Origin of the sequence: Sphingobium sp. TCM1 (assembly GCF_001650725.1) — a bacterium.
GTDB lineage: Bacteria > Pseudomonadota > Alphaproteobacteria > Sphingomonadales > Sphingomonadaceae > Sphingobium.
The window spans coordinates 341,938-363,454 of sequence record NZ_LXVX01000039.1 but is presented as its reverse complement, the minus strand read 5'-3'; the positions used below and the strand labels follow the sequence as shown (position 1 = coordinate 363,454).

The window sequence follows — 21,517 nt, the reverse complement described above, 5'->3', positions numbered from 1 at the left end:
TCTTTCAGCCGTCGGACCGGTTCCGGCGGCTTTTTTCGTTGTACCTCAATGCGTCGGGATCAGGATCAGGGGCAGCGCGAACACCAGCGCCAGCCCAGTGATGATCCGCTGGCCGCGCGATACGCCCAGCGGCCGATCGCGCCAGATCATCGGGCAGGCGAGCAGCGCGCAGAGGATCAGCATATTGGCGATCGTCGCCGATCCGCCGACGGGCAGATCCTGCCGCAGGGCGAGGCCCGCGAACAGGCAGATGAAGCTCAATATCCAGCCGACCAGCGCCATGACCATCCCTTTCCGGCCCCAAGCTAGAAGGGCGGGGTTTCGGAAGGCTTAACTGATCGGCACCCAGGGATCATAGCTGCCGAAGCTCCAGACATTGCCCTCCGGGTCGAGCGCGGTATAGCCGCGTCCCGGATAGCCGTCATTGTCGCTCGGCTCCTGCACCACCACCGCGCCTTCGTTGCGGGCATGGAGGCAATGGGCGTCGGGATCGGGCACGACGACATAGACACACCCCGTCACCCCGCCAAGGTCGCGCGCCGTCGACCAGGTGAAGAGCGATTCGCCTTCCATGTCCTTGACGCTGCCCAGCATCACCATGCCCCGCCCCTGTTCTGGCCCCAGCACCAGTTGCGCATGATGGATGATGCCGGGATCGTGATCGTCGGGATAGACGGCGTGGCGGGTGAAGCCGAAGGCGTCGCACAGAAAGTCGATGGCGGCGGGCGCATCGGCGTAGCGCAGGCAGGGAATCGCGGGCGAACCGGGCATCTTTCCTCTCCCCCCGCATCCGGCTTGTCGGATTCGGGACGCGGCCAGTCTAGCGCAGCCCGTCCCGACGGGCTAGGCGAAGCAGCCATGACGACCCGCGACGACCTGGCCCTTGCCAACCGCCTTGCCGATGCCGCCGCTGCGGCCATCCGCCCCTTTTTCCGCGCCCGCTATGATCTGGAGATCAAGGCCGACAAGTCGCCGGTGACGGAGGCCGATCGCGCTGCCGAAGCCGCGATCCGCGCGATCCTGGAACAGGAACGCCCCGGCGACGGCATCATCGGCGAGGAATATGGATCGGTGCGCGAGGATGCCGAGCGGGTGTGGATTCTCGATCCGATCGACGGGACGCGCAGCTTCATCGCCGGGCGGCCGATCTTCGGCACGCTGATCGCGCTGACCCAGGGCGGGTGGCCGACGATCGGCATCATCGACCAGCCGATCGCGCGGGAACGCTGGGCCGGGATGGCGGGCCAGCCGACGACCTTCAACGGCACGCCGGTCCGCACCCGCGCGTGCAAGGGACTGGAGGGGGCAGGGATAGCCACCACCAGCCCCCACCTGTTCGCGGACGGCGACGTGCCGCACTATATGGCGCTGGTCGCCGCCGTGTCCGGCGGGTCGCCGCGCCAGGGGCCGGTCTATGGCGGCGACTGCTATAATTATGGCCTGCTGGCGTCGGGCTTTCTCGACATCGTGATCGAATCGGGCCTCCAGAGCTATGACTTCGCCGCGCTGGTGCCGGTGGTCGAGGGCGCGGGCGGCCTGATGTGCGACTGGAATGGCGAGCCGCTGACGGCGGAGAGCGAGGGCCATGTGCTGGCGCTGGGCGATCCGGCGCGGCTGGAGGATGTGCTGGAGGCGATCCATCAGGGCGCGCGTGACCATGCCCATGACCATCACGATCATTGATCGCCGCAAACGCCGTCCCTGACGGCGGCCACATCCCACAGGATCGCGCCGCCGATCGCCGGGTCACGCCCTGATCGGGCCTCCGATCGACCAGACATGGCCGAACGGATCGATCAGCTGGCCGTAGCGCGCGCCCCAGAACTGATTGTCGAGCGGGAAGCGAACCTTCGCCCCGGCGTCCAGCGCCCGGCTCCACCAGGCATCGGCGTCGTCCACCTCCAGGTGCAGCGTCGTCCCCGCTGGCGGTGGCACCGGTTCGCCCGCCGTCATCTCGTGAAAATGATCGTTCAGCATCAGCGGCCCGTCATTGATGATGAGGTGGGCGTGCATGATCCGCACGCCATCCTCGGCCATGTGCCGGGTCTGCTCGGTCGCGCCGAAGGCGGCCTTGTAGAAATCGATCGCGTCGGCTGCCTTGCCGTCGCCGATGGTGAGATGGGCGGTGACGCCCGGCATGGCGAAGGGAGTCTCGCTCATGGCCCTCTCCTTTTTCGAGTCGGTGTCCGCGCAGGATAAACCCCCGCCATCACGATCAGAAGATGCCCAGGAATTTCCGGTCCTGGCTCTTTTGCTCCTTCCGGCTACCCTTGCCCTTCTCGTCCTTGGCGGTGGTGCCCCGCCCGACATCGTCGCGCGGCTTGCCGCCTCTGGTCCGCTGCGCCTGGGCATCGGCGCCGGCCAGCACCGGGCCGCAGGCCGCAGCCTTGGCGTCGCCGACATCGGCGAAGGCCAGCACCGCCGCGAGCGGACTGGCCGCCACGCCCAATGCCGCCGCCGCGCCGCCGCGCGCCAGCAGTTCGGGGCTGATCACGTCGATGCGGGGCCTGGCGAACCATCCGTTGACGCCGACCGGCGACTGGCCGGAAAACAGGCTGATCTTCTTGCCGTCGGCGCGGAAGACGAGGTCGAGCCTCTCGTTCCGGAACGAAAATCCGCCGCGCCCCAGCATCACATTCTTCTTCGTGTCGATCAGGATCGGGTCCGCCGCCGCCACGCCGTTGCGCACGGTGAAGGCGATGAGGCCGCAGTTGATCTCCACCGGCTGTTTCAGCTTCCCGGCGAACATCTTGGTGACGAAGGTGCCGACATCCAGTTCGGATAGCTGGACATTGCGCGCCCACATCGACCCGGCGGGCAGGATCACCGCGATCCGCCCGTTCGCGCTGCCGAGCGACTCATGCAGCGTGTCGCCCAGCCCGGTCATCTGCACCCGTCCCTTGATGGTGCCGGTGGTGCCCGATTCCTCCACCCCCCAGCGGGCGAGCAGCCTGCCCATGGGCGTCGGCGCCAGGCGGATGTCATAGCGGGTGCGTACCGGCGACCGGCGGGCGTCGATTTCGATGTCGGACGCGACATGGCCGCCCGACATGTCGAAGGTCAGCGGCGACAGGGTCAGCAGGCTGCGGTCCAGCTTTACCGTCACCGCCGCGTTGGCGATGGGGACATTGGGGGCGCGGATGGTGCGGACGGCATAGCGGACATTGGCGTCGAAATTGCGGATCGCCTCCACCCGCAACGGCGCGTCGGGCAGGATGCGCGGCGCGCCGCCGACCGTCTCGATCGCGCCGTCCGCGCCCTGCGCTTCCAGCCGCTGCGGATCATAGCCGATGAAGGGGCCGACATCGACGATGTCGAGCGTCCGGGTGACGAGGTCGGCGTCGATCAGCAGGCGGTTCTTCGGCAGCGACACGGTCATCCGCCCGGCCAGGTCGCTGTCGCCGAACCGGCCCTTCAGATGGGTGAAGCGCCATTCCTCCCCGGCCTTGGTCAGCGCGGAGGTGAAGCGATAGCGCCGCGTGTCGGGAATGGCGACGCCCAGGAAATCGAACAGCAGGCTCAGATTGGGACCGGTCGTCACCAGCCGCAGGTCGCTCCCCTCCAGCTCGGTCGCGCCCGGCAGCGATCCGCTCACCTCCAGCACCGTCGCCCCCGCCACCGCGCGCAGGGCCAGGCTGTTGCGGCCGCCCGTCATCGTCTCGTTGGGCGACAGCAGCCCGCCCGTCAGGGTGAAGGGCCGGTCGCGCATCGTCCCGTCGCCCGCAAAGCGCAGGTCGCTGGCAAAGCGCGTATCCCGCGCCTTCGCCGTCTCGAACCGGATGTCGGTCGCCAGCTGCATCACCGGGTCGCGATAGCGCAGCGTCGTGCCCGCCAGCAGCGCGCGACGGATCAGCGGCAGGGTGATCGGCTCGCCCTTGCGATCGGGATCGCCCAGCGTCCATGTATTATGCTGCCGGTCGCGCGACCATTCCAGGTCGGCGGCGGCGTTGCGCAGTTCCAGCCAGGGCAGGCGATAGCGGTCGCCGAAGATCAGGCTGAGCGGCGCGATCCGCATGTCGATAAGGTCGGCGTGGAACAGATCCGGGCGGCTCGCCCAGGGCCGGTTGGCGATGCGCAGCCCTTCGGCCCGGAACTTGATGGCGATCGGCGCGAAATAAAGCTCGAAATCGCCGCCGACGCGCACCTGCCGCTCCAGCTGGCCGGTCATCACGCGTTCGAACGGCGCTTTCAGGAACCGCCCCTTGGTGATGAACAGGATCAGCCAGAGCGCGAGGATCAGGCCGATGATCCAGAGCAGGACACGCACCGCCAGCGGCAGGCGGCGCCAGCGATCCCGCCCGCGTCGGGCGTGATCGCGCCAGCCGGGAGGGGGCGGGGAAGGGGCGGCGTCGGCCATGGCACGGCATCAACGCGGCCCTGTCATTTTGGCTCCGAATCGCTTGCTTTTACGGGCTTGCCCGACTATGGGCCGCCCTTCGCGATATTCAGTGAGACCGCCCGGCTAACTAGGGCTGCCGTGGCTGTCTGTAATCGTCGCGCTGCAAAAGGAGACGAAAATGCCCAAGATGAAGACCAAGAGCGGTGTGAAGAAGCGCTTCAAGTTCACCGCCACCGGTAAGGTCAAGCACGGCGTCGCTGGCAAGCGTCACCGCCTGATCAGCCACAACGCCAAATATATTCGCCAGAACCGCGGCACCAGCGTGCTGTCGGATTCGGATGCCGGTCACGTGCGCCTCTGGGCGCCGTACGGCCTTAAGTAAGGAGGCCTGACCCATGGCACGTGTCAAGCGTGGTGTAACCACGAAGGCGAAGCATAAGCGGATTCTGCAACAGGCGAAGGGCTATTATGGCCGTCGCAAGAATACGATCCGTATCGCCCGCCAGGCCGTCGAAAAGGCCGGCCAGTACGCTTATCGCGACCGCAAGGTCAAGAAGCGCACCTTCCGTGGCCTCTGGATCCAGCGCATCAACGCGGGTGTCCGCGCCGAAGGCCTGACCTATTCGCAGTTCATGCACGGCCTGAAGCTGGCCGGTGTGGAGCTGGACCGCAAGGTTCTGGCCGACATTGCGATGCACGAAGGCGAGGCGTTCAGCGCCATCATCGCCCAGGCGAAGGCTGCGCTGCCCGCAGCCTGAGCAGACTGATCGCAAGATCGTCAAAAAGGGCGCCGGGGCAGATGCCTTCGGCGCCCTTTCTGTTTTTCCGGCCAATCCCGTTCGGGCTGTTCTGACAAGTCATTTGCCTTGTCAGGAAAGCCCCGCACTCTCTTGAAGAGAAGAGCAGCCCTTCGACAGGTTCAGGGTGAACGGAGTTGCATTGCGAGCCTGCGACTGGAGGGCCATCCCATGTCGCTTCATCTCTGGTGGTTGTACATTACGGCGGTTTTCCTGATCTCGGCCACGCCGGGACCGAACATGCTGCATGTGATGACGCAGAGCATCGCTCATGGCCCGCGCAAGGCGCTGGCGACCATGGCCGGCCTGATGAGCGCGGTGCTGCTGTGCCTGATCGCCTCCGCGCTGGGCTTGGGCGCGTTGCTCAAGGCGTCGCCGCGCCTGTTCGATGTGCTGCGCTATGCCGGTGTCGCCTATCTCGTCTGGCTGGGGATCAAGGCGTGGCGCGCCCCCGTGGGTGGCGGCGGCGCGCAGGCGACGAGCATCCGCTCGGCCCGCGCCCTCTATGGCACGGGCCTGTTGACGGGCCTGTCCAATCCCAAGCTCATCATCTTCGCCGCCGCGCTCTTCCCCCAGTTCATCGACCTCAACCGCCCCTTCTGGCTCCAGTTGGCGATCCTGATCGTCAGCTTCGTGGCCATCGAGTTCGGCTGGCAGTGCGTCTATGCGCTGGGCGGCCTGCGCCTCGCCCGCTGGCTGGCGCCTGCCAACCGGCAGCGCCTGTTCAACCGCGGCACCGGCCTGCTCTTCATAGGCTTCGGCGGCGCTTTGCTGGGCGCGCGGGCTTAAGCCACAAGCGTCCGTCATTCCCGCGAAGGCGGGAATCCATCTCCGGACCAAGCCTATGCAAAGAGACTTTGATCCAACCGTCTACATCATCGCCAGTCATCGGAATGGCACACTTTACGGTGGTATCACGTCAAATCTGCTAAAGCGTCTCCATGAACATCGTTCAGACTTGATCGATGGCTTCACGAAAGACTACGGCGTGCATCGTCTGGTCTGGTTCGAAAGCGGCGGATCGATGGAAGAGGCAGTCCGCCGCGAGAAGCAGATCAAGACGTGGAACAGGAATGGACGATCAACCTGATCGAGCGGGCCAATCCCGATTGGCGTGATCTCGCCATCGATCTGGGGTTCGAGCCATTGGAAAGCCGGCGTGTCGATTGAGCGCCATGATATTGGGACAGGCCGGGAGATGGATTCCCGCCTTCGCGGGAATGACAGGGCTATGACCGAAATTAGCGCATTGAAAGCCGGCCTGATCGCCGACATCGCCGCCGCCGACACGCTCGACGGGCTGGAGGGGCTGCGCGTGGGGGCGCTGGGCAAGAACGGGGTCGTGACCGGCCTTTTGAAGACGCTCGGCCCCATGTCGCCGGAGGAGCGGCTGGAGAAAGGCCCGCCGATCCAGGATTTGCGCGAGTCTGTCACCGCCGCGCTGGCGGAGCGGAAGGCCGCGCTGGAGCAGGCCGCGCTCGACGCCCGGCTCGCGTCGGAACGGATCGACATGACGCTGCCCGCGGACATCGGCCCGCAGGGATCGGTCCACCCGGTCAGCCAGGTCATGGACGAACTGGCGGAAATCTTCGCGGACCTGGGCTTTGCGGTCGCCACCGGGCCGGAGATCGAGGACGACTGGCACAATTTCACCGCGCTCAACATCCCCGAGACGCACCCGGCGCGCGCCATGCACGACACCTTCTATTTCCCCGATGAAGAGGGGCAGAAGAAGATGCTGCTGCGCACCCATACCTCGCCGGTGCAGATCCGCACCATGATGACGCAGGAGCCGCCGATCCGCATCATCGCGCCCGGCCGCGTCTATCGCAGCGACTCCGACGCGACCCACACGCCGATGTTCCACCAGATCGAAGGGCTGGTGATCGACAAGGGCATCACGCTCGGCCATCTCAAATGGACGCTGGAAACCTTCCTCAAGGCGTTCTTCGAGCGCGAGGACATCGTCCTGCGCCTGCGCCCGAGCTATTTCCCGTTCACCGAACCCTCGGTCGAGGTCGATGTCGGCTACACCCTGACCAATGGCCAGCGCGTGATCGGCGGCGACGGCGACGCGCTCGGTGGCGGCTGGCTGGAAGTGCTGGGCAGCGGCATGGTCAACCGCCGCGTGATCGAGGCGTGCGGGCTTGACCCCGACGAATGGCAGGGCTTCGCCTTCGGCACCGGGGTCGATCGCCTCGCCATGCTCAAATATGGGATGAACGACTTGCGCGCTTTCTTCGACGGCGACCTGCGCTGGCTCAAACATTACGGCTTCTCAGGCCTCGACGTACCCACGCTGAGCGGAGGAGTGGGCGCATGAAGTTCACCCTGAGCTGGCTCAAGACGCATCTCGCCACCGATGTGGGCCTGCCCACCATCCTCAAGACGCTGAACGCGATCGGCCTGGAGGTCGAGGGCGTCGAGAATCCTGCAGAGAAGCTGGGCGCCTTCAAGATCGCCAGGGTGCTGACCGCCGAACGCCACCCGCAGGCCGACAAGTTGCAGGTTCTGACCGTCGACCATGGCGACGGCACGCCGCTTCAGGTCGTGTGCGGCGCGCCCAATGCGCGCGCGGGCCTGATCGGCGTGTTCGGGGTCGAGGGCGCGGTGGTCCCGGCCAATGGCATGGTCCTGAAAAAGACCGCGATCCGGGGCGTCGAATCCAACGGCATGATGTGTTCCACGCGCGAGCTGGAACTGGGGGACGATCATGACGGCATCATCGAACTGCCGGGCGACGCCCCGGTAGGGCAGGTCTACGCCAGCTGGGCGGGCCTCGACGATCCGGTGATCGACGTCGCCATCACGCCGAACCGGCAGGACTGCATGGGCGTGCGCGGCATCGCGCGCGATCTGGCGGCGGCGGGCCTTGGCACATTGAATGCCATCATCGTCCCGACCATCGCGGGTGTCGGCCCCGGCCCCGATGTGCGGACGGATGACGAGGATGGCTGCCCCGCCTTCTTCGCCCGCACCGTGCGCGGCGTGACCAATGGCCAGTCCCCCGAATGGATGAGCAAGCGGCTCAAGGCGATCGGGCAGAAGCCGATCAGTGCGCTGGTCGACATCACCAACTATATCATGATCGACCTCGGCCGCCCGCTCCACGTCTATGACATGGCGACCCTCAAGGGCGGCCTCGTCGCGCGCAAGGGCAGGCCCGGCGAGCAGGTGCTGGCGCTCAACGGCAAGAGCTACACGGTCGATGACGGCATGACCGTCATCGCCGACGATGAGGCTGTCCACGATATCGGCGGCATCATGGGCGGCGAACATTCGGGCGCGCAGGACGCCACGACCGACGTGCTGATCGAATGCGCCTATTTCACGCCGGAACGGATCGCCGTGACGGGCCAGAAGCTGGGCCTCACGTCCGACGCGCGCGGCCGGTTCGAGCGCGGCGTCGATCCTGCCTTCCTCGACGATGGCCTGTCGATCGCGACCAGCCTCGTCGTGGCCCTGTGCGGCGGCACGCCCAGCGAAGCGACCCGAGCGGGCGCGCCGCCGGTCGCGGCCAGGATCGTCAGCTATGATCCGGGCCAGTGCCTCGCGCTCGCCGGCGTGGACGTCCCCGCGGCCGAGCAGCGCCGCATCCTGGAAAGCCTGGGCTTCACCGTCACCGGCAGCGACGGCGGCGTGGACTATCAGGATGGAGTGCCGGTGAGCGTCGCCGCCGACTGGGTCATCGCCGTGCCGAGCTGGCGCCGCGACGTCGACGGCTGGCCCGACATCGTGGAAGAAGTGGTGCGGATCGTGGGCCTCGACCATGTGCCCTCCACCCCGTTGCCGCGCGTGCCGGGCGTCGCCCGGCCGACCGCCACGCCCGAGCAGCTGGTCGAGCGCAGGGTGCGCCGCACCGCTGCCGCCCGCGGCCTTGCCGAAGCGATCAACTGGTCCTTCATCTCCGAAAAGGAAGCCGCCGCCGTGGGCGGGGGCGACTGGATGCTGGCGAACCCCATCTCCGAAGACCTCAAGGTCATGCGCCCCTCGCTGCTGCCCGGCCTGCTGTCGGCGACCAGGCGCAATATCGATCGCAGCGCCACGTCGGTCCGCCTGTTCGAGTTGGGCCGGCGCTATTTCAGGCAGGGCGAGCGGGCGACCGTCGGCTTCGTGCTGGCGGGCGAGAAAACGGCCCGCAACTGGCAGAGCGGCAAGGCGCAAGCCTTCGACGCCTTCGATGCCAAGGCTGAAGTGATCGCGCTACTCGCCGCCGCCGGCGCGCCGGTCGCCAACCTTCAGAGCTTCGGTGACGCGTCCGCCGCCTATCACCCCGGCCAGTCGGGCACGCTGCGGCTGGGTCCGAAGGTCGTGCTCGCCGAATATGGCGTGCTCCACCCGTCGCTGGCAAAGCAGTTCGGCCTTGCGGGCGCCATCGTCGCGGGCGAAATCTTCCTCGACGCCATTCCGGGCAAGCGCAAGACGGGCTTCATGCGCGCGCCCTATGCGCCGCCCGCGCTTCAGGCGGTGAAGCGCGACTTCGCTTTCCTCGTACCCGAAACCGTCGAGGCCGATGCGCTGGTCCGCGCGGTCCGGGGCGCGGACAGGAAGAGCATCATCGACGCTCGCCTGTTCGACCTTTTCGTCGGGCCGGGCGTGGAGGAGGGCCACAAGTCGCTCGCCATCGAAGTGACGCTGCAACCGGGCGAGAAGAGCTTTTCCCAGGAAGAGCTGGAGGCGATCAGCGCCGCCGTGGTCAAGGCCGCGCAGAAGCTGGGCGCGTCGCTGCGGGGCTAGGCCCAAGCCCCGTTCGCGTCGAGCGACGTCGGGAGGCGGATAGCGCGCGCTGGCCGCCTCCCCGACAGGCGCGAAGCCAACCGGGTCGGCTATTTCTTCTCGCCGTCCTTCTCGTCCTTCTTCGCCTCCTTCGCCACGGGCGGCGGCGTGATCGGCGCGATCTTGCACCCCTTCGCGCTCGCCAGCCCGCGCAGATAGCCGCGCCGCGCGATGCCCGCCGTCACCGCCGCCTGCAACCGGCGCTCGGCCGGGGCCGCGCCGCTGATCTCGCGCACCAGCCCGCGGAAGGGGATCAGCGAATTGACGATGGTCTTGCCGACCGCCTCGGCGATCTTGCCGGTGCGATTCTCGTTGGCCTGCCGCCCGATCGTGAAATCCTCGCCCAGAACGGCGTTGAGTTCGCCCAGGGCGCCATTCAGCCCCTTGCAGGTCCGGCTGGCCGGCGCGGCATAGGGGTTGTCCACCGCCTTGAGCAGCACCGGCGGTATCTCGTCCTTGTCGATCCCGATGTCGCGCGCGGGTTGGGTGGCGATCTTGCCCGCCTTGTCCAGGGTTTCGTCACGGGGCTTGTCCTGTTCCTGCGCCAGGGCGGTGCCCGACAGCAGCAGCGACAGGGTGATGGCGATCATGGTTCGGTGCATTATGGTCCTCCGACCGCCCAAACCTGTGGCAGGGAGGATCGGTTCCCCCGCCGAAACGATCAGGGGGAGGAGACACCTGCCGATCAGGACGTTATGCGAGGGACGCACCCCGCAGGAGGCCCGCTTGTCCGACACCCGCATCGCCATCGCATCGGCAATTCTCTCCGCCGAGATCGACCCGCTGGGCGCCGAACTCTGGTCGCTTCGGGACGCGCAGGGTCGCGATCTGATGACCGATGCCGATCCCCGATGGTGGACCGGCCATGCGCCCCTGCTCTTCCCCTTCGTCGGCCGGTCGCGCGGCGATGCCTACCGGCTCGACGGGCGCGAATATCCGATGCCGCAGCATGGCTTCGCCCGCCGCCGTGATTTCGCGCTGGTCGATCGCGACGCGGGCAGGGCGCTGTTCCGGCTGGAGGCGGACAGCGATTCGCGTGCCATCTATCCGTTCGACTTCCGGCTCGACATGGGCTTTGCTGTTGAGGGCGCGACCTTGCGGATGACAGCCACCGTCAGCAACCGGGGGGAGGCGGACATGCCCTTTTCCTTCGGCTATCATCCCGCCTTCGCCTGGCCGCTCCCCTATGGCGGCGCGGCGGCCGATCATCGCATTACCTTCGAACGGTCCGAACCCGCCCCGATCCGCAAGGTCGGCGACGAACCCGGCCTCATCGCCCGCGGCTCCGTGCCCTCCCCGGTCGAGGGCGACACGCTCGTCCCCACTCATGCGATGTTCGAGGGCGACGCGCTGATCTGGGATGATCTCGCCAGCCGCTCGCTGACCTGGGGTGCGCCCGGCCACCCGCACCTGCGGATCGACTTCCCCGACACCCCCTGGCTCGGCCTGTGGCAAAAGCCCGGCGCCCATTATCTGTGTGTCGAACCTTGGGCCGGCATGGCCGACCTCGTGGGCTTCGACGGGGATGTCTGGGACAAGCCGGGCATCATGGCGCTGCTGCCCGGCGACTCCCGCAGCTTCCGCATGGACGTGACGCTGGTGGGGGATGGGGCGGGCGTCTAACGCGCGACTCGCTTTGGGCGCAAAAATCCCTATATGGGCGCGCCATGACCATCCCATCCCGCCGCACCTTCGCGATCATTTCCCACCCGGACGCCGGCAAGACCACGCTGACTGAAAAGCTGCTGCTGGAAGGCGGCGCGATCCACCTTGCGGGCGAGGTGAAGGCGCGCGGCGCCAATCGCCGTGCCCGCTCCGACTGGATGAAGATCGAGCAGCAGCGCGGCATCTCCGTCACCTCTTCGGTCATGACGTTCGAGCGGACCCGCGATGGCGAGACGATCACCTTCAACCTGCTCGACACGCCGGGCCACGAGGATTTCTCGGAAGATACCTATCGCACCCTGACTGCGGTCGACTCTGCCGTCATGGTCATCGACGCAGCCAAGGGCATCGAGCCGCAGACCCGCAAATTGTTCGAGGTCTGCCGCCTGCGCAACGTCCCCATCATCACCTTCGTCAACAAGGTCGACCGCGAGGGCCGCGAGATTTTCGGCCTGCTCGATGAAGTCGCCGACCAGCTCCAGCTCGATGTCTGTCCGATGAGCTGGCCCGTCGGCATGGGCACCGATTTCGAGGGCATCTACGATTTCGCCACTAACCGCTTGCGCCAGCCGACCGGCCCTTCTCGCGAGTTTGAGGGCAAGGAGCAGGTCTTCACCGGCCTCGACGATCCGAAGCTGGCCGATGTCCTCTCGGAACGGGGACTGGAAAAGCTGCGCGAGGAGGCGGAGCTGGCGCAGGGGGGCTATGCCGAATTCGACCTTGGCCGCTACCGCCATGGCGACCTGACCCCGGTCTATTTCGGGTCGGCGCTCAAGCTGTTCGGTGTCACCGAACTGATCGACGCGCTGTCGGCCCATGCGCCGCCGCCCCGGTCGCAGCCTGCCGAACCTGCCGCCGTCGAACCGGAACAGAGCGAAGTCACCGGCTTCATCTTCAAGGTGCAGGCCAATATGGACCCGATGCACCGCGACCGCATCGCCTTCATGCGGCTCGTTTCGGGCAAGTTCCGCCGCGGCATGAAGCTGACCCCCAGCGGAAGCGGCAAGCCGCTCGCCGTCCATTCGCCGATCCTCTTCTTCGCGCAGGACCGCGAACTGGCGGACGAGGCTTTTCCCGGCGACATCATCGGCATCCCCAACCATGGCGCGCTGCGCGTGGGTGACACCCTGTCGGAAAAGCCCGGCCTGCGCTTCACCGGCCTGCCAAATTTCGCGCCCGAAATCCTGCGCCGCGTGGCCTTGAAAGACCCGACCAAGACCAAGCAGCTGCGCAAGGCGCTGGACGACCTCAGCGAAGAGGGCGTAATCCAGGTCTTCTACCCCGAAATCGGCAGCAACTGGATCGTCGGCGTCGTCGGCCAGCTCCAGCTCGAAGTGCTGATCTCGCGCCTCGAAGCCGAATATAAGGTGGCGGCGGGCCTCGAACCTTCGCCCTTCGACACCGCCCGCTGGATCAGCGGGGACGAGGCGGCGGTCAAGGAACTGGCGTCCTATAATGGCGCCAACATGGCCCGCGACCGCGACGGCAATCTCGTATTCATGGCCCGCAGTGCCTGGGACATCGGCTACCAGCAGGAACGCCATCCCAAGGTGAAGTTCAGCGCGACCCGCGAACGATAAACCCTATTCGTGCTTCACGAGCATGACTGGGCGGCATTGCTTCCGTCCAGTCATGAATGGCGCAATCTCGTTCAGCTGTCTATTTCGCTGTCGGCTTGCACCCAGTCGCGCCGCAGCGCCCGGCCCGCCAGCGCCATGAACAGGCCCGCGAGCAGGTAGAAGCCCAGCGCCGCGACGATCGCGTAGCGCAGCGCTTCCTGGCCATAGGCGGGCGTCAGCGCGTCGGACAGGTTGCCGACCGCCCAGCTTCCCAGCCCCAGCCCGACCAGATTGTTGATCAGCAGGAAGCAGGCCGCCGCGCTGGCGCGCATATGGGCGGGCACCAGATGCTGGACAGCCGTCAGCACCGGGCCGAGCCAGACATAGACCAGCGCCTGCGGGATCAGGAACAGGGCGAAGGCGACGGTCACGCTGCCCGACAGTACGCCCGCCACGAACAGCGGCATCCCCACGACATAGCTGACCGCCGGCACCCAGGCATAATAGGCCTTGTCCCTGCCGCCCAGCCGGTCGCCCAGCCATCCGCCCAGCAGCACGCCCGCCACCCCGCCGATCAGCAGCAGCGCGCCCAGAAACTGGCCCGCGCCGATCAGGTCCAGGCCGAAGCTGCGCATCAGCAGGCTGGGCAGCCAGAAGGCGACGCCATAGCCGCACATCGAACTGCACGCCGCCCCCAGCGCCAGCATCCAGAAGCTGCGCTTGGCGGCGAGGATGCCGAACACCGCGCTGACCGGCACGGCATCGCCCGCCTGGGCGGGCCGCGCCGGCTCGCGCACCACGAGGCGGAAGATCGGCGCGATCAGGATGCCGAGCAGTCCGACCGCGATGAAGGCCGTGCGCCATTCCACGGTCTGCGCGATATAGCCGCCCAGCAGCGCGCCCCCGGCGGACCCCAGCGGGATGCCGAGCGAATAGATGGACAAAGCGCGGGCGCGCTGATGCTGGGGGAAATAGTCGGAGATGACGGCATAGGACGGGGCGACGCCGCCCGCCTCGCCCACGCCCACGCCGATGCGGAACAGGAACATCTGCGTGAAGCTGCCCGCCACCCCGCACAGCGCGGTGAAGCCGCTCCAGACGGCGAGGCTGACGGTGATGACCCAGGTGCGGCTGGTCCGGTCGGCCAGCAGCGCCAGCGGGATCGCCAGCGTCGAATAGAGCAGGGCGAAGGCGATCCCGCCCAGCGCCCCGAGTTGCGTGTCGTTCAACTCCAGCTCCGCCTTGATCGGCCCGGCCAGGATGCCCAGTATCTGCCGGTCGAGGAAGTTGAACGTGTAGACCAGCAGCAGCATCGCCAGCACGACGCTTGAATAGACTGGACCACGATAGGCGGGGGAAGGGGGGAGTCGATCGGTCATGCCTGCTTCCTAGACCAACTTCAATCGACAGGCTTCAGGATCAGAACGCGACCATGCCCGTCAGGCATAGCTGCGGCGGATTGCCGTCGAAGGCGGTCCGCCTGCCTTCCTTGCCCGGCAACGGGGCGGGGAACCAGGCGCTGTCGTTGATGATCGCCCCGGTCACGGGCTGTGACGAAAGGAAGACATGAACGTCTTTCTGGGGCTGCGCTACGGTGTCTGGGATAGCAGTCGGCCGGCCGAGAAAGTGGCGGCCATCGCCGACGCCCTTGTCGAGCGCCGGATCGGCACAAGGCGGTGCGTCTCGATCCGGCGGCATGGAGCGCGTCAGGCCGCGCACCAGTCGATGGGCCGCGCCGACCAGGGCCGGGCATGACCCTTCAGGATCATCAGTTCGCCCAGCGACACGCCGTCGCGGGTCAGGATGCGCGCGGAGGGATCGGCATCGGCAGGGTCGGGGCGTGCGTCGAAGGCGCCGCCGTTCATCATCGCCGCGAGCGCTATGCGGCCCTGCTCTGCGCGCCGGGCTTCCAGCGGGCATCGGGCGTTCGTCCGGGCGGGGACGCTGATGTCGGAGAGATGATAGCGATGCCCGCGCCAGGCATAGGCATCCGCGGCCAGTACGCACGCGTCGCCGCGCAGATCATCACAGAGCGCGAATCGATCCGAGATGCTGGCAGTGCCGGCCCGGCGGGCCGTTTCCTCGGCGGATGGCAATGCCTGCCCGATGAACGCCGCCGCCAGCATGGCAATCACCAGCACGAGGCATAGAAGCCCGATCGGCAGGACGCGGGTGCGCCTTTCCCGCCGTTCGTTGAGCCAGTTGCCGGGTTCGGCCGGGCGCCGGTCGCCCATTTCATAGAGACTGCGTGCCATGTTTCGCTCCAGGGAAGTCATCGCTCTATCCCCGATCAAGGAAAATTTCGGTTAACCAGCTTCGGCGCCCGCGCCTTGACGGGCAGGGCGCGCCATGGTCAAGTCGGCTGGCTGGATCAAGGGAGGCGGCGTGAGCGATACCTGGTTGTATGACGAACATCCCGCGATGTTCCGGGCGCATCCGCTGCTATTCATTCTGCTGCTGCTGTCCGTCGTCGGCATCCTGGCGATCGGGATATGGTGGGTGATGCACAAGGGTGAGCGGCTGGCCCTGTCCGATCGGGAGGTTCTGATGGAGCGCGGCCTGCTGTCCAAGCAGCGGACAGAGGTCGCATTGTCGAGCATCCGGTCGGTGCGGATCACCCAGAGCCTGGGTCAGCGCCTGTTCGGCGTCGGCCATGTCGAGTTGTTCAGTGCCGGCGACGTGGCCGAAATCGCGATCAAGAACATGCCCCGGCCCGACCGCATCCGGGCGATCGCGGCGGCGCGCAACGTGGATCTGCTGCCGCAAAGATAGAAGATTTCATGCAGCCCCTTGACTTGGGCGCATTTATTTCAACGATAGGGATGCCAAAAGGGGGTCGTCAGAACTCCGCTCGCAAGAGGACGCCATGTCAGGAACGACCGTCCGCAAAGGTGTGGACGGCGCTGCTAAAGGGGTGTCGCCATGGTGGGTTTGCGAGTGATGCCGTCCTTGTCGGACCTGACGGCCGAGCAGCGCGCGGACATCCGCCAGGCGTGCGGCTTTGCTTGCGTGCGCTGCGGCGTCACCATCTACCGCTATCTGGGCCTGCCGGACGGACCGGGCGCGACCCTGCTTTGCCCCACCTGCCATGGCCTGGTCGAGGAGGGGCGGCTGACCGCGACCCAGGTGCACAGCTTCCACGCCAACCCGGTGGTGCGCCAGCGTCATTTCGCGCGGGACCGATTGCCTTTTTCCGCCGAGTTGCCGCAACTGATCGTGGGCGGGGCACGGCTGTTGCGCGATACGCCGATTCCCATCACGCTGGATGGCGAACCGATCCTGATGTTCGCGCCGCCCCGGCGCACCAATGGCGCAACGCGGATCAGCGTCCGGCTGGGCGCGGCGGATGGCGAGGCGGAACAGATCATCGACGGCAATGAGTGGAAGCCGGCCAATGGCAGCTGGCATTTCCTGCTGCGCGGCGATCGCTATTCGATGATGGCGACGCGGGGCGATGGCCTGTGCGTGCTGCGCATCGTGGCGCGCAACAGGATCGCGGTGGAACATCTGCGCACGACGATCCGGGGGCGCCGGCTGGAGGTCACGCCCGACTGGCTGGAGATTGACGGCAAGCGCTATGTCGATCGGATCGGCAGCGGGACGCTGATCGGCCTGGAACTATAAGGCCGCCAGTCAGGCCAGGGTTACGAAGATTTCCGCTTCGAGCAGCCAGGAGCCGGCGGTTTCTCGCCATTTGGCGGCATAGGTGCCGGATGCGAGCATCCGTCCGCTGTCGGCGGCGATGCCCTGCCACTGGCCCTGCTCCATTGCGACCGGCTCCACTGGCGACACGATGATGCGGTCGGGCGTGCGGCAATAGACCAGCCGGTCGGCCGAAGCGAATTCGCGCTTCCACGCCAGCAGCTGCGCCTTGCGCCCCGTAATCACCGCACTGTCCGACCCGGTGACGAGGATCGCGTCGCGCGCCAGCAGCGGTTCGATAGCCTTGAGGTCGGCATCGGCCAGCGCGCGGTTGAAGGTGGCGCGCGCCATGCGGATGGCGAGGTCTGCGGTCGCGGTCATGCTGCTCATTTTCGGAAGCGGTCGCTACGGGGACGTAGCGAGTTTACCCGCAGCGCGCGGATGTGATGATCATCGCCTCGTCATAGCTGACGGTCAGGCGATCCGGGCGGAAGTCCATGGTCATCGCCGTACCGGGGCCGCCCCAGCGCAGTGTCTTCGCGCCGGACGCCTTGAGCAGCTGCGCGCCGAGGTCCGCGCTCGCCTTCTGCCCGGCGAAGCGGTCCAGGCCATCATGATGACAGGGCCCTTCGGCCGTGGCGGGGGGCGTCGCCGGATCTTGTCCGCTCGCCCCGGCGCAGGCCGTGAGGGGAAGGGCGAGGGTTGCCGCCATCATGCCAAAAGCCGCCTTCCGCATGGTCCTTCTCCCTATTCGGTGCGCGTCATCTTGAGCCGGCCGCCCTTGACCGCGAAGGCGAGGCGGCCTTCGACCAGGTCGACCGCGTCACGGCCGAACTGTTCATAGCGCCAGCCTTCCAGTATCGACAGCCCGTCGCGCACGCCCGCCGCCAGCGCGTCGATATCGTCGCTCCGCGCGATCAGCCGCGCGGCCACGTCGATGTCGCGCGAGCGGATCTTGAGCAGCAGCTTGAGCAGGTCCGCGACCAGCGCGCCGTCCTTGCCCAGCCCAGGCCGCTTGGGATCGCGCTCGGGCATTTCCTCCTTGCCCAGCGGCTTGTGCGCCGCGAGCGCGCTCATGAGGCGCGCGCCGATGTCGTTGGTGCGCCAGGTGGCGGAAAGGCCGCGCACCTTGCCCAGATCCTCCTGGCTGCGGGGCGGATGGCTGGCGATGTCGGCCAGCGTCTCGTCCTTGACGATGCGGCCGCGCGGCAGATTCTTGTCCTGCGCCTCAATCTCGCGCCAGGCGGCCAGCGCCTTCAGGCGGCCCAGCACATCGGCCTTGCGGCTGGCGATGCGGACGCGCTTCCAGGCGTCGGCCGGGTCATTCTCGTAATTGCTGGGGTCGCTGATCCGCTCCATTTCCTGGTCGAGCCAGTCGCCGCGCCCGGTCTTGCGCAACTCGTCCAGCATCTTGGGGAAAATCTGGATCAGGTAGGTGACGTCGCCGATCGCATAGTCGATCTGCCGCTTGTCGAGCGGGCGGCGCGCCCAGTCGGTGAAGCGCGCGCCCTTGTCGAGCTGCACGCCCAGCCAGGCCTCGACCAGATTGCCATAGCCGATCTGCTCGCCCAGACCCAGCGCCATGGCGGCGATCTGGGTATCGAACATGGGATGCGGCGTCTTGCCGGTCAGGTTGTGGACGATTTCTATGTCCTGTCCGCCGGCATGGAAGACCTTGAGCACCTCTTCATTGTCGACCAGCAGGTCGAGCAGCGGCTTCATGTCGAGGCCTGGCGCCTTGGGATCGATCGCGGCCGCTTCATGGGCGTCGGCCACCTGCACCAGGCAGAGGTCCGGCCAATAGCTGTTTTCCCGCATGAATTCGGTGTCGACGGCGACATAGGGGGAGTTCGCGATGCGGGCGCAGAAATCGGCAAGGGTCTTGCTGTCGGTAATCAGCGGATGAATTTGCATATGGTCTTCGATCTTATTATGGGCTGGCCCGCTCCCTGCGGGCTCGTCAATCCTTTGACAGGACCGGCCATAGCGGGGCTGCAACAGTTTGTCATTTCCGTAAAACGAAGCTGAAAGATCAAAACGCCATGCACGCCTATCGCACCCATACCTGCGGCGCCCTGACCACGGCCGATGTCGGCAACGAGGTCCGCGTGTCGGGCTGGGTGCACCGCAAGCGCGACCATGGCGGTGTGCTGTTCGTGGACCTGCGCGATCATTATGGCATCACCCAGGTCGTGGCGAAGGCCGACAGCGATCCCTTGATGGCCCTGGAGAGCCTGCGTCTCGAATCCGTGGTGACGATCGAGGGCAAGGTGGTCGCGCGCGCGGCCGAAGCCATCAATCCCCGTATGCCGACCGGCGAGATCGAGATCGTCGCCGACCGCGTGACCATTTTGTCGACCGCGGCGGAATTGCCGCTGCCGGTCGCGGGTGAGCAGGACTATCCCGAGGATATCCGCCTGCGTTACCGCTTTCTCGATCTGCGGCGCGAGACGTTGCACGCGAACATCGTGAAGCGCACGAAGATCATCTCCGACATGCGCCGCCGCATGGAAGGGGCCGGCTTCACGGAATATTCGACGCCGATCCTGACCGCGTCCAGCCCGGAGGGCGCGCGCGACTTCCTGGTGCCCAGCCGCATCCATGCCGGCAAATTCTATGCCCTGCCGCAGGCGCCGCAGCAGTATAAGCAGTTGCTGATGGTCGCCGGTTTCGACCGCTATTTCCAGATCGCGCCCTGCTTCCGCGACGAAGACCCGCGTGCCGACCGCTTGCCCGGCGAATTCTACCAGCTCGACCTGGAAATGAGCTTCGTCACCCAGGAAGATGTGTGGAACACGATGGAGCCGGTCATCGCCCAGGTGTTCGAGGCGTTCGCCGAGGGCAAATATGTCACCCCGGCGGGCAGCTTCCCGCGCATTCCGCACGCCGAAGCGATGCTGAAATATGGCAGCGACAAGCCGGACCTGCGCAACCCGATCATCATTCAGGACGTGACCGACCATTTCGTCGGGTCGGGCTTCGGCATTTTCGCCTCGCTGGTCGAAAGCGGCAGCGTGATTCGCGCGATCCCGGCGCCGGGCGCCGGCGCAGGCAGCCGCAAATTCTTCGACGACATGAATGTCTGGGCGCGCGGCGAGGGCTATTCGGGCCTTGGCTATATCAACATCAAGGATGGCGTGCCCGGCGGCCCGATCGCCAAGAATCATGGCGAAGAAGCCACCGCGAAGCTGATCGCTGCGCTCGGCCTTGGCCCCAATGACGGCGTGTTCTTCGCGGCGGGCAAGGAATCGCAGGCGGCCAAGCTTGCTGGTCTTGCCCGCATCCGCGTGGGCGAACAGCTCGACCTGATCGACAAGGACCGGTTCGAACTCTGCTGGATCGTCGATTTCCCCTTCTACGAATATGACGAAGACACCAAGTCGATCGACTTCGCACACAACCCCTTCTCCATGCCGCAGGGCGGGCTGGACGCGCTGAACAATCAGGACCCGCTGACGATCAACGCTTTCCAATATGACATGGTCTGCAATGGCTATGAGATCGCGTCGGGTTCGATCCGCAACCAGTCGCCCGAACTCATGGTCAAGGCGTTCGAGAAGGTGGGCCTCAGCCAGCAGGATGTGGAGGAACGTTTCGGCGGCCTCTATCGCGCCTTCCAGTACGGTGCCCCGCCGCATGGCGGCATGGCCGCGGGCGTCGACCGGATCGTGATGCTGCTCTGCGGCGCGCAGAATCTCCGCGAGATTACCCTGTTCCCGATGAACCAGCGCGCCGAGGACCTGCTGATGGGCGCGCCCAGCCCGGCCGAATTCAAGCAGTTGCGCGAACTCCACATCCGCGTGGTGGAGCCGCAGGCCAAGGCGTGAGTTTTTCCTTTCCGCCATGCCGGACTTGATCCAGCATGGCGGAAAAGGAGACGCGCTGATGACCATCGACCTCGCCGATTACGAACAGGGCGCGAAATATCAGGGCGATTATGAGGCTGACCTGGCGGCGCTTCAGCAGCGTCTCGCCAAGATCCAGGTCGCCCATATCCTGCATCACCGGCGCAGCATCATCCTGCTGGAGGGCTGGGACGCAGCGGGCAAGGGCGGCATCATCAAGCGGATGACCGCCGACTGGGATCCCCGCTATTATCAGGTCCATCCAATCGCTGCGCCGACCGAGGAAGAGCGCGACCATCATTTCCTCTGGCGCTTCTGGACACGCCTGCCCGCCAGCCGCAACATCGCGATCTTCGACCGCAGCTGGTACGGCCGCGTGCTGGTCGAACGGGTCGAGGGCTATTGTTCCAAGGCGGAATGGAAGCGCGGCTATGAGGAAATCAACGCGTTTGAACGGCAATTGTCCGATGCGGGCACCAATTTCGTCAAGCTTTTCGTCCATATCACGCAGGAAACGCAGGACGAACAGCTCGCGCAGCGGCTCGACACTCCGTGGAAACGGTGGAAAACCGGCGTGGAAGATTATCGCAACCGATCGCGGCACGCCGACTATCTCGATGCGATGCACGCCATGTTCCGCAAGACCGACAGCAAGAACGCTCCCTGGCATGTCATCGACAATAATCATCGCAAGGCGGGGCGCATCGCGGCGCTGACCTATGTCGCAGACCGGCTGGAGCGGTTGGTGCCGATGGACTTCCCCAAGGCCGACCCGGCGGTCATCAAGCTCGCGCGGGAGGCGTTCGGATACCGCGGTTCGGACAAAAAATAGCTTGGAATCAGGTGTTTGTAACATAAGCGTCATTTTCACCTAACTCCACATTTACCAATTGC

Annotated in this window: 23 protein-coding genes and 1 pseudogene; 13 read left to right on the top strand and 11 right to left on the bottom strand. The window is 66.2% G+C overall.

The window, feature by feature from the left end; translation table 11 throughout:
- Positions 1-45: 45 nt before the first annotated feature.
- A complete protein-coding gene (locus A7Q26_RS22380; RefSeq protein ID WP_066865299.1) occupies positions 46-282 on the bottom strand; it encodes a hypothetical protein in 237 nt (78 codons plus the stop codon).
- A gap of 48 nt (positions 283-330) precedes the next feature.
- Positions 331-771: a VOC family protein gene (locus A7Q26_RS22375; RefSeq protein WP_066864738.1), complete on the bottom strand. Its 441-nt coding sequence runs from the start codon at positions 769-771 to the stop codon at positions 331-333.
- Positions 772-858: 87 nt separating this feature from the next.
- On the opposite strand from A7Q26_RS22375, the gene A7Q26_RS22370 reads away from it, so the two are divergent.
- Positions 859-1,683 (top strand): inositol monophosphatase family protein, encoded by an 825-nt coding sequence (locus tag A7Q26_RS22370; RefSeq protein ID WP_066864735.1) that lies wholly within the window; start codon positions 859-861, stop codon positions 1,681-1,683.
- Positions 1,684-1,746: 63 nt separating this feature from the next.
- Here A7Q26_RS22370 and A7Q26_RS22365 read toward each other — a convergent pair whose 3' ends face one another.
- Together A7Q26_RS22365 and A7Q26_RS22360 are read right to left on the bottom strand one after the other, a co-directional pair.
- The gene (locus tag A7Q26_RS22365) at positions 1,747-2,160 is read right to left on the bottom strand and encodes a VOC family protein (protein WP_066864732.1); all 414 of its coding nucleotides are present in this window, start codon (positions 2,158-2,160) and stop codon (positions 1,747-1,749) included.
- A 55-nt stretch (positions 2,161-2,215) separates the two neighbouring features.
- A complete protein-coding gene (locus tag A7Q26_RS22360) occupies positions 2,216-4,357 on the bottom strand; it encodes an AsmA family protein (protein ID WP_066864729.1) in 2,142 nt (713 codons plus the stop codon).
- Between the two features lie 160 nt (positions 4,358-4,517).
- On the opposite strand from A7Q26_RS22360, the gene rpmI reads away from it, so the two are divergent.
- From rpmI to pheT, 6 genes and pseudogenes are all read left to right on the top strand, one after another.
- Positions 4,518-4,721, top strand: a complete 204-nt coding sequence (gene rpmI, locus A7Q26_RS22355) for a 50S ribosomal protein L35 (RefSeq protein ID WP_009823219.1) — start codon at positions 4,518-4,520, stop codon at positions 4,719-4,721.
- Between the two features lie 13 nt (positions 4,722-4,734).
- Positions 4,735-5,097, top strand: coding sequence for a 50S ribosomal protein L20 (gene rplT / locus A7Q26_RS22350; RefSeq protein ID WP_066864726.1), 363 nt, complete (start codon positions 4,735-4,737; stop codon positions 5,095-5,097).
- Between the two features lie 210 nt (positions 5,098-5,307).
- Positions 5,308-5,925 carry a LysE family translocator gene (locus A7Q26_RS22345; protein ID WP_066864723.1) on the top strand — a complete coding sequence of 206 codons (618 nt, stop codon included), beginning with the start codon at positions 5,308-5,310 and terminating at the stop codon, positions 5,923-5,925.
- A 55-nt stretch (positions 5,926-5,980) separates the two neighbouring features.
- Positions 5,981-6,306, top strand: a pseudogene (locus A7Q26_RS22340) (GIY-YIG nuclease family protein).
- 61 nt (positions 6,307-6,367) lie between these two features.
- Positions 6,368-7,459, top strand: a complete 1,092-nt coding sequence (pheS, locus tag A7Q26_RS22335) for a phenylalanine--tRNA ligase subunit alpha (protein ID WP_066864720.1) — start codon at positions 6,368-6,370, stop codon at positions 7,457-7,459.
- Entirely contained in the window at positions 7,456-9,873 is a 2,418-nt protein-coding gene (pheT, locus tag A7Q26_RS22330) for a phenylalanine--tRNA ligase subunit beta (RefSeq protein WP_066864717.1), read from the top strand. Before pheS ends, pheT begins: the two co-directional genes overlap by 4 nt.
- A gap of 89 nt (positions 9,874-9,962) precedes the next feature.
- Here the strand turns inward: pheT and A7Q26_RS22325 are convergent, their stop codons facing one another.
- Positions 9,963-10,514, bottom strand: coding sequence for a hypothetical protein (locus tag A7Q26_RS22325; protein WP_232313894.1), 552 nt, complete (start codon positions 10,512-10,514; stop codon positions 9,963-9,965).
- Positions 10,515-10,638: 124 nt separating this feature from the next.
- On the opposite strand from A7Q26_RS22325, the gene A7Q26_RS22320 reads away from it, so the two are divergent.
- Positions 10,639-11,535 carry an aldose 1-epimerase family protein gene (locus tag A7Q26_RS22320; RefSeq protein ID WP_066864711.1) on the top strand — a complete coding sequence of 299 codons (897 nt, stop codon included), beginning with the start codon at positions 10,639-10,641 and terminating at the stop codon, positions 11,533-11,535.
- Positions 11,536-11,579: 44 nt separating this feature from the next.
- On the top strand, positions 11,580-13,157 hold the full coding sequence (locus tag A7Q26_RS22315; RefSeq protein WP_066864708.1) for a peptide chain release factor 3: 1,578 nt from the start codon (positions 11,580-11,582) through the stop codon (positions 13,155-13,157).
- A gap of 71 nt (positions 13,158-13,228) precedes the next feature.
- On the opposite strand, the gene A7Q26_RS22310 is transcribed toward A7Q26_RS22315, so the two are convergent.
- From A7Q26_RS22310 to A7Q26_RS22300, 3 genes are read right to left on the bottom strand one after another with little or no spacing between them, the layout of a single operon-like run.
- Positions 13,229-14,515, bottom strand: coding sequence for a spinster family MFS transporter (locus A7Q26_RS22310; protein WP_066864705.1), 1,287 nt, complete (start codon positions 14,513-14,515; stop codon positions 13,229-13,231).
- 40 nt (positions 14,516-14,555) lie between these two features.
- Complete coding sequence (locus A7Q26_RS25750; protein ID WP_198163020.1) at positions 14,556-14,834, bottom strand: hypothetical protein; 279 nt, start codon at positions 14,832-14,834, stop codon at positions 14,556-14,558.
- Positions 14,835-14,842: 8 nt separating this feature from the next.
- Positions 14,843-15,391 carry a nuclease gene (locus A7Q26_RS22300; RefSeq protein ID WP_066864700.1) on the bottom strand — a complete coding sequence of 183 codons (549 nt, stop codon included), beginning with the start codon at positions 15,389-15,391 and terminating at the stop codon, positions 14,843-14,845.
- 130 nt (positions 15,392-15,521) lie between these two features.
- Between A7Q26_RS22300 and A7Q26_RS22295 the strand changes: the two genes are divergently transcribed.
- Together A7Q26_RS22295 and A7Q26_RS22290 are read left to right on the top strand one after the other, a co-directional pair.
- Positions 15,522-15,908 (top strand): PH domain-containing protein, encoded by a 387-nt coding sequence (locus A7Q26_RS22295; RefSeq protein ID WP_066865296.1) that lies wholly within the window; start codon positions 15,522-15,524, stop codon positions 15,906-15,908.
- A 150-nt stretch (positions 15,909-16,058) separates the two neighbouring features.
- The gene (locus tag A7Q26_RS22290; protein WP_066864697.1) at positions 16,059-16,760 is read left to right on the top strand and encodes a hypothetical protein; all 702 of its coding nucleotides are present in this window, start codon (positions 16,059-16,061) and stop codon (positions 16,758-16,760) included.
- Positions 16,761-16,769: 9 nt separating this feature from the next.
- Here the strand turns inward: A7Q26_RS22290 and A7Q26_RS22285 are convergent, their stop codons facing one another.
- Genes A7Q26_RS22285 through rnd form a run of 3 tightly spaced genes read right to left on the bottom strand, consistent with a single transcriptional unit; the run spans position 16,770 to position 18,692 of the window.
- Entirely contained in the window at positions 16,770-17,159 is a 390-nt protein-coding gene (locus tag A7Q26_RS22285; protein WP_066864694.1) for a DUF4440 domain-containing protein, read from the bottom strand.
- Between the two features lie 43 nt (positions 17,160-17,202).
- On the bottom strand, positions 17,203-17,514 hold the full coding sequence (locus tag A7Q26_RS22280; RefSeq protein ID WP_066864691.1) for an I78 family peptidase inhibitor: 312 nt from the start codon (positions 17,512-17,514) through the stop codon (positions 17,203-17,205).
- Between the two features lie 11 nt (positions 17,515-17,525).
- Entirely contained in the window at positions 17,526-18,692 is a 1,167-nt protein-coding gene (gene rnd, locus A7Q26_RS22275) for a ribonuclease D (protein ID WP_066864688.1), read from the bottom strand.
- Positions 18,693-18,820: 128 nt separating this feature from the next.
- Between rnd and aspS the strand changes: the two genes are divergently transcribed.
- Positions 18,821-20,605, top strand: a complete 1,785-nt coding sequence (gene aspS / locus A7Q26_RS22270; protein WP_066864685.1) for an aspartate--tRNA ligase — start codon at positions 18,821-18,823, stop codon at positions 20,603-20,605.
- A 58-nt stretch (positions 20,606-20,663) separates the two neighbouring features.
- On the top strand, positions 20,664-21,455 hold the full coding sequence (locus A7Q26_RS22265; protein ID WP_066865292.1) for a polyphosphate kinase 2 family protein: 792 nt from the start codon (positions 20,664-20,666) through the stop codon (positions 21,453-21,455).
- The last annotated feature ends 62 nt before the right edge of the window (positions 21,456-21,517 follow it).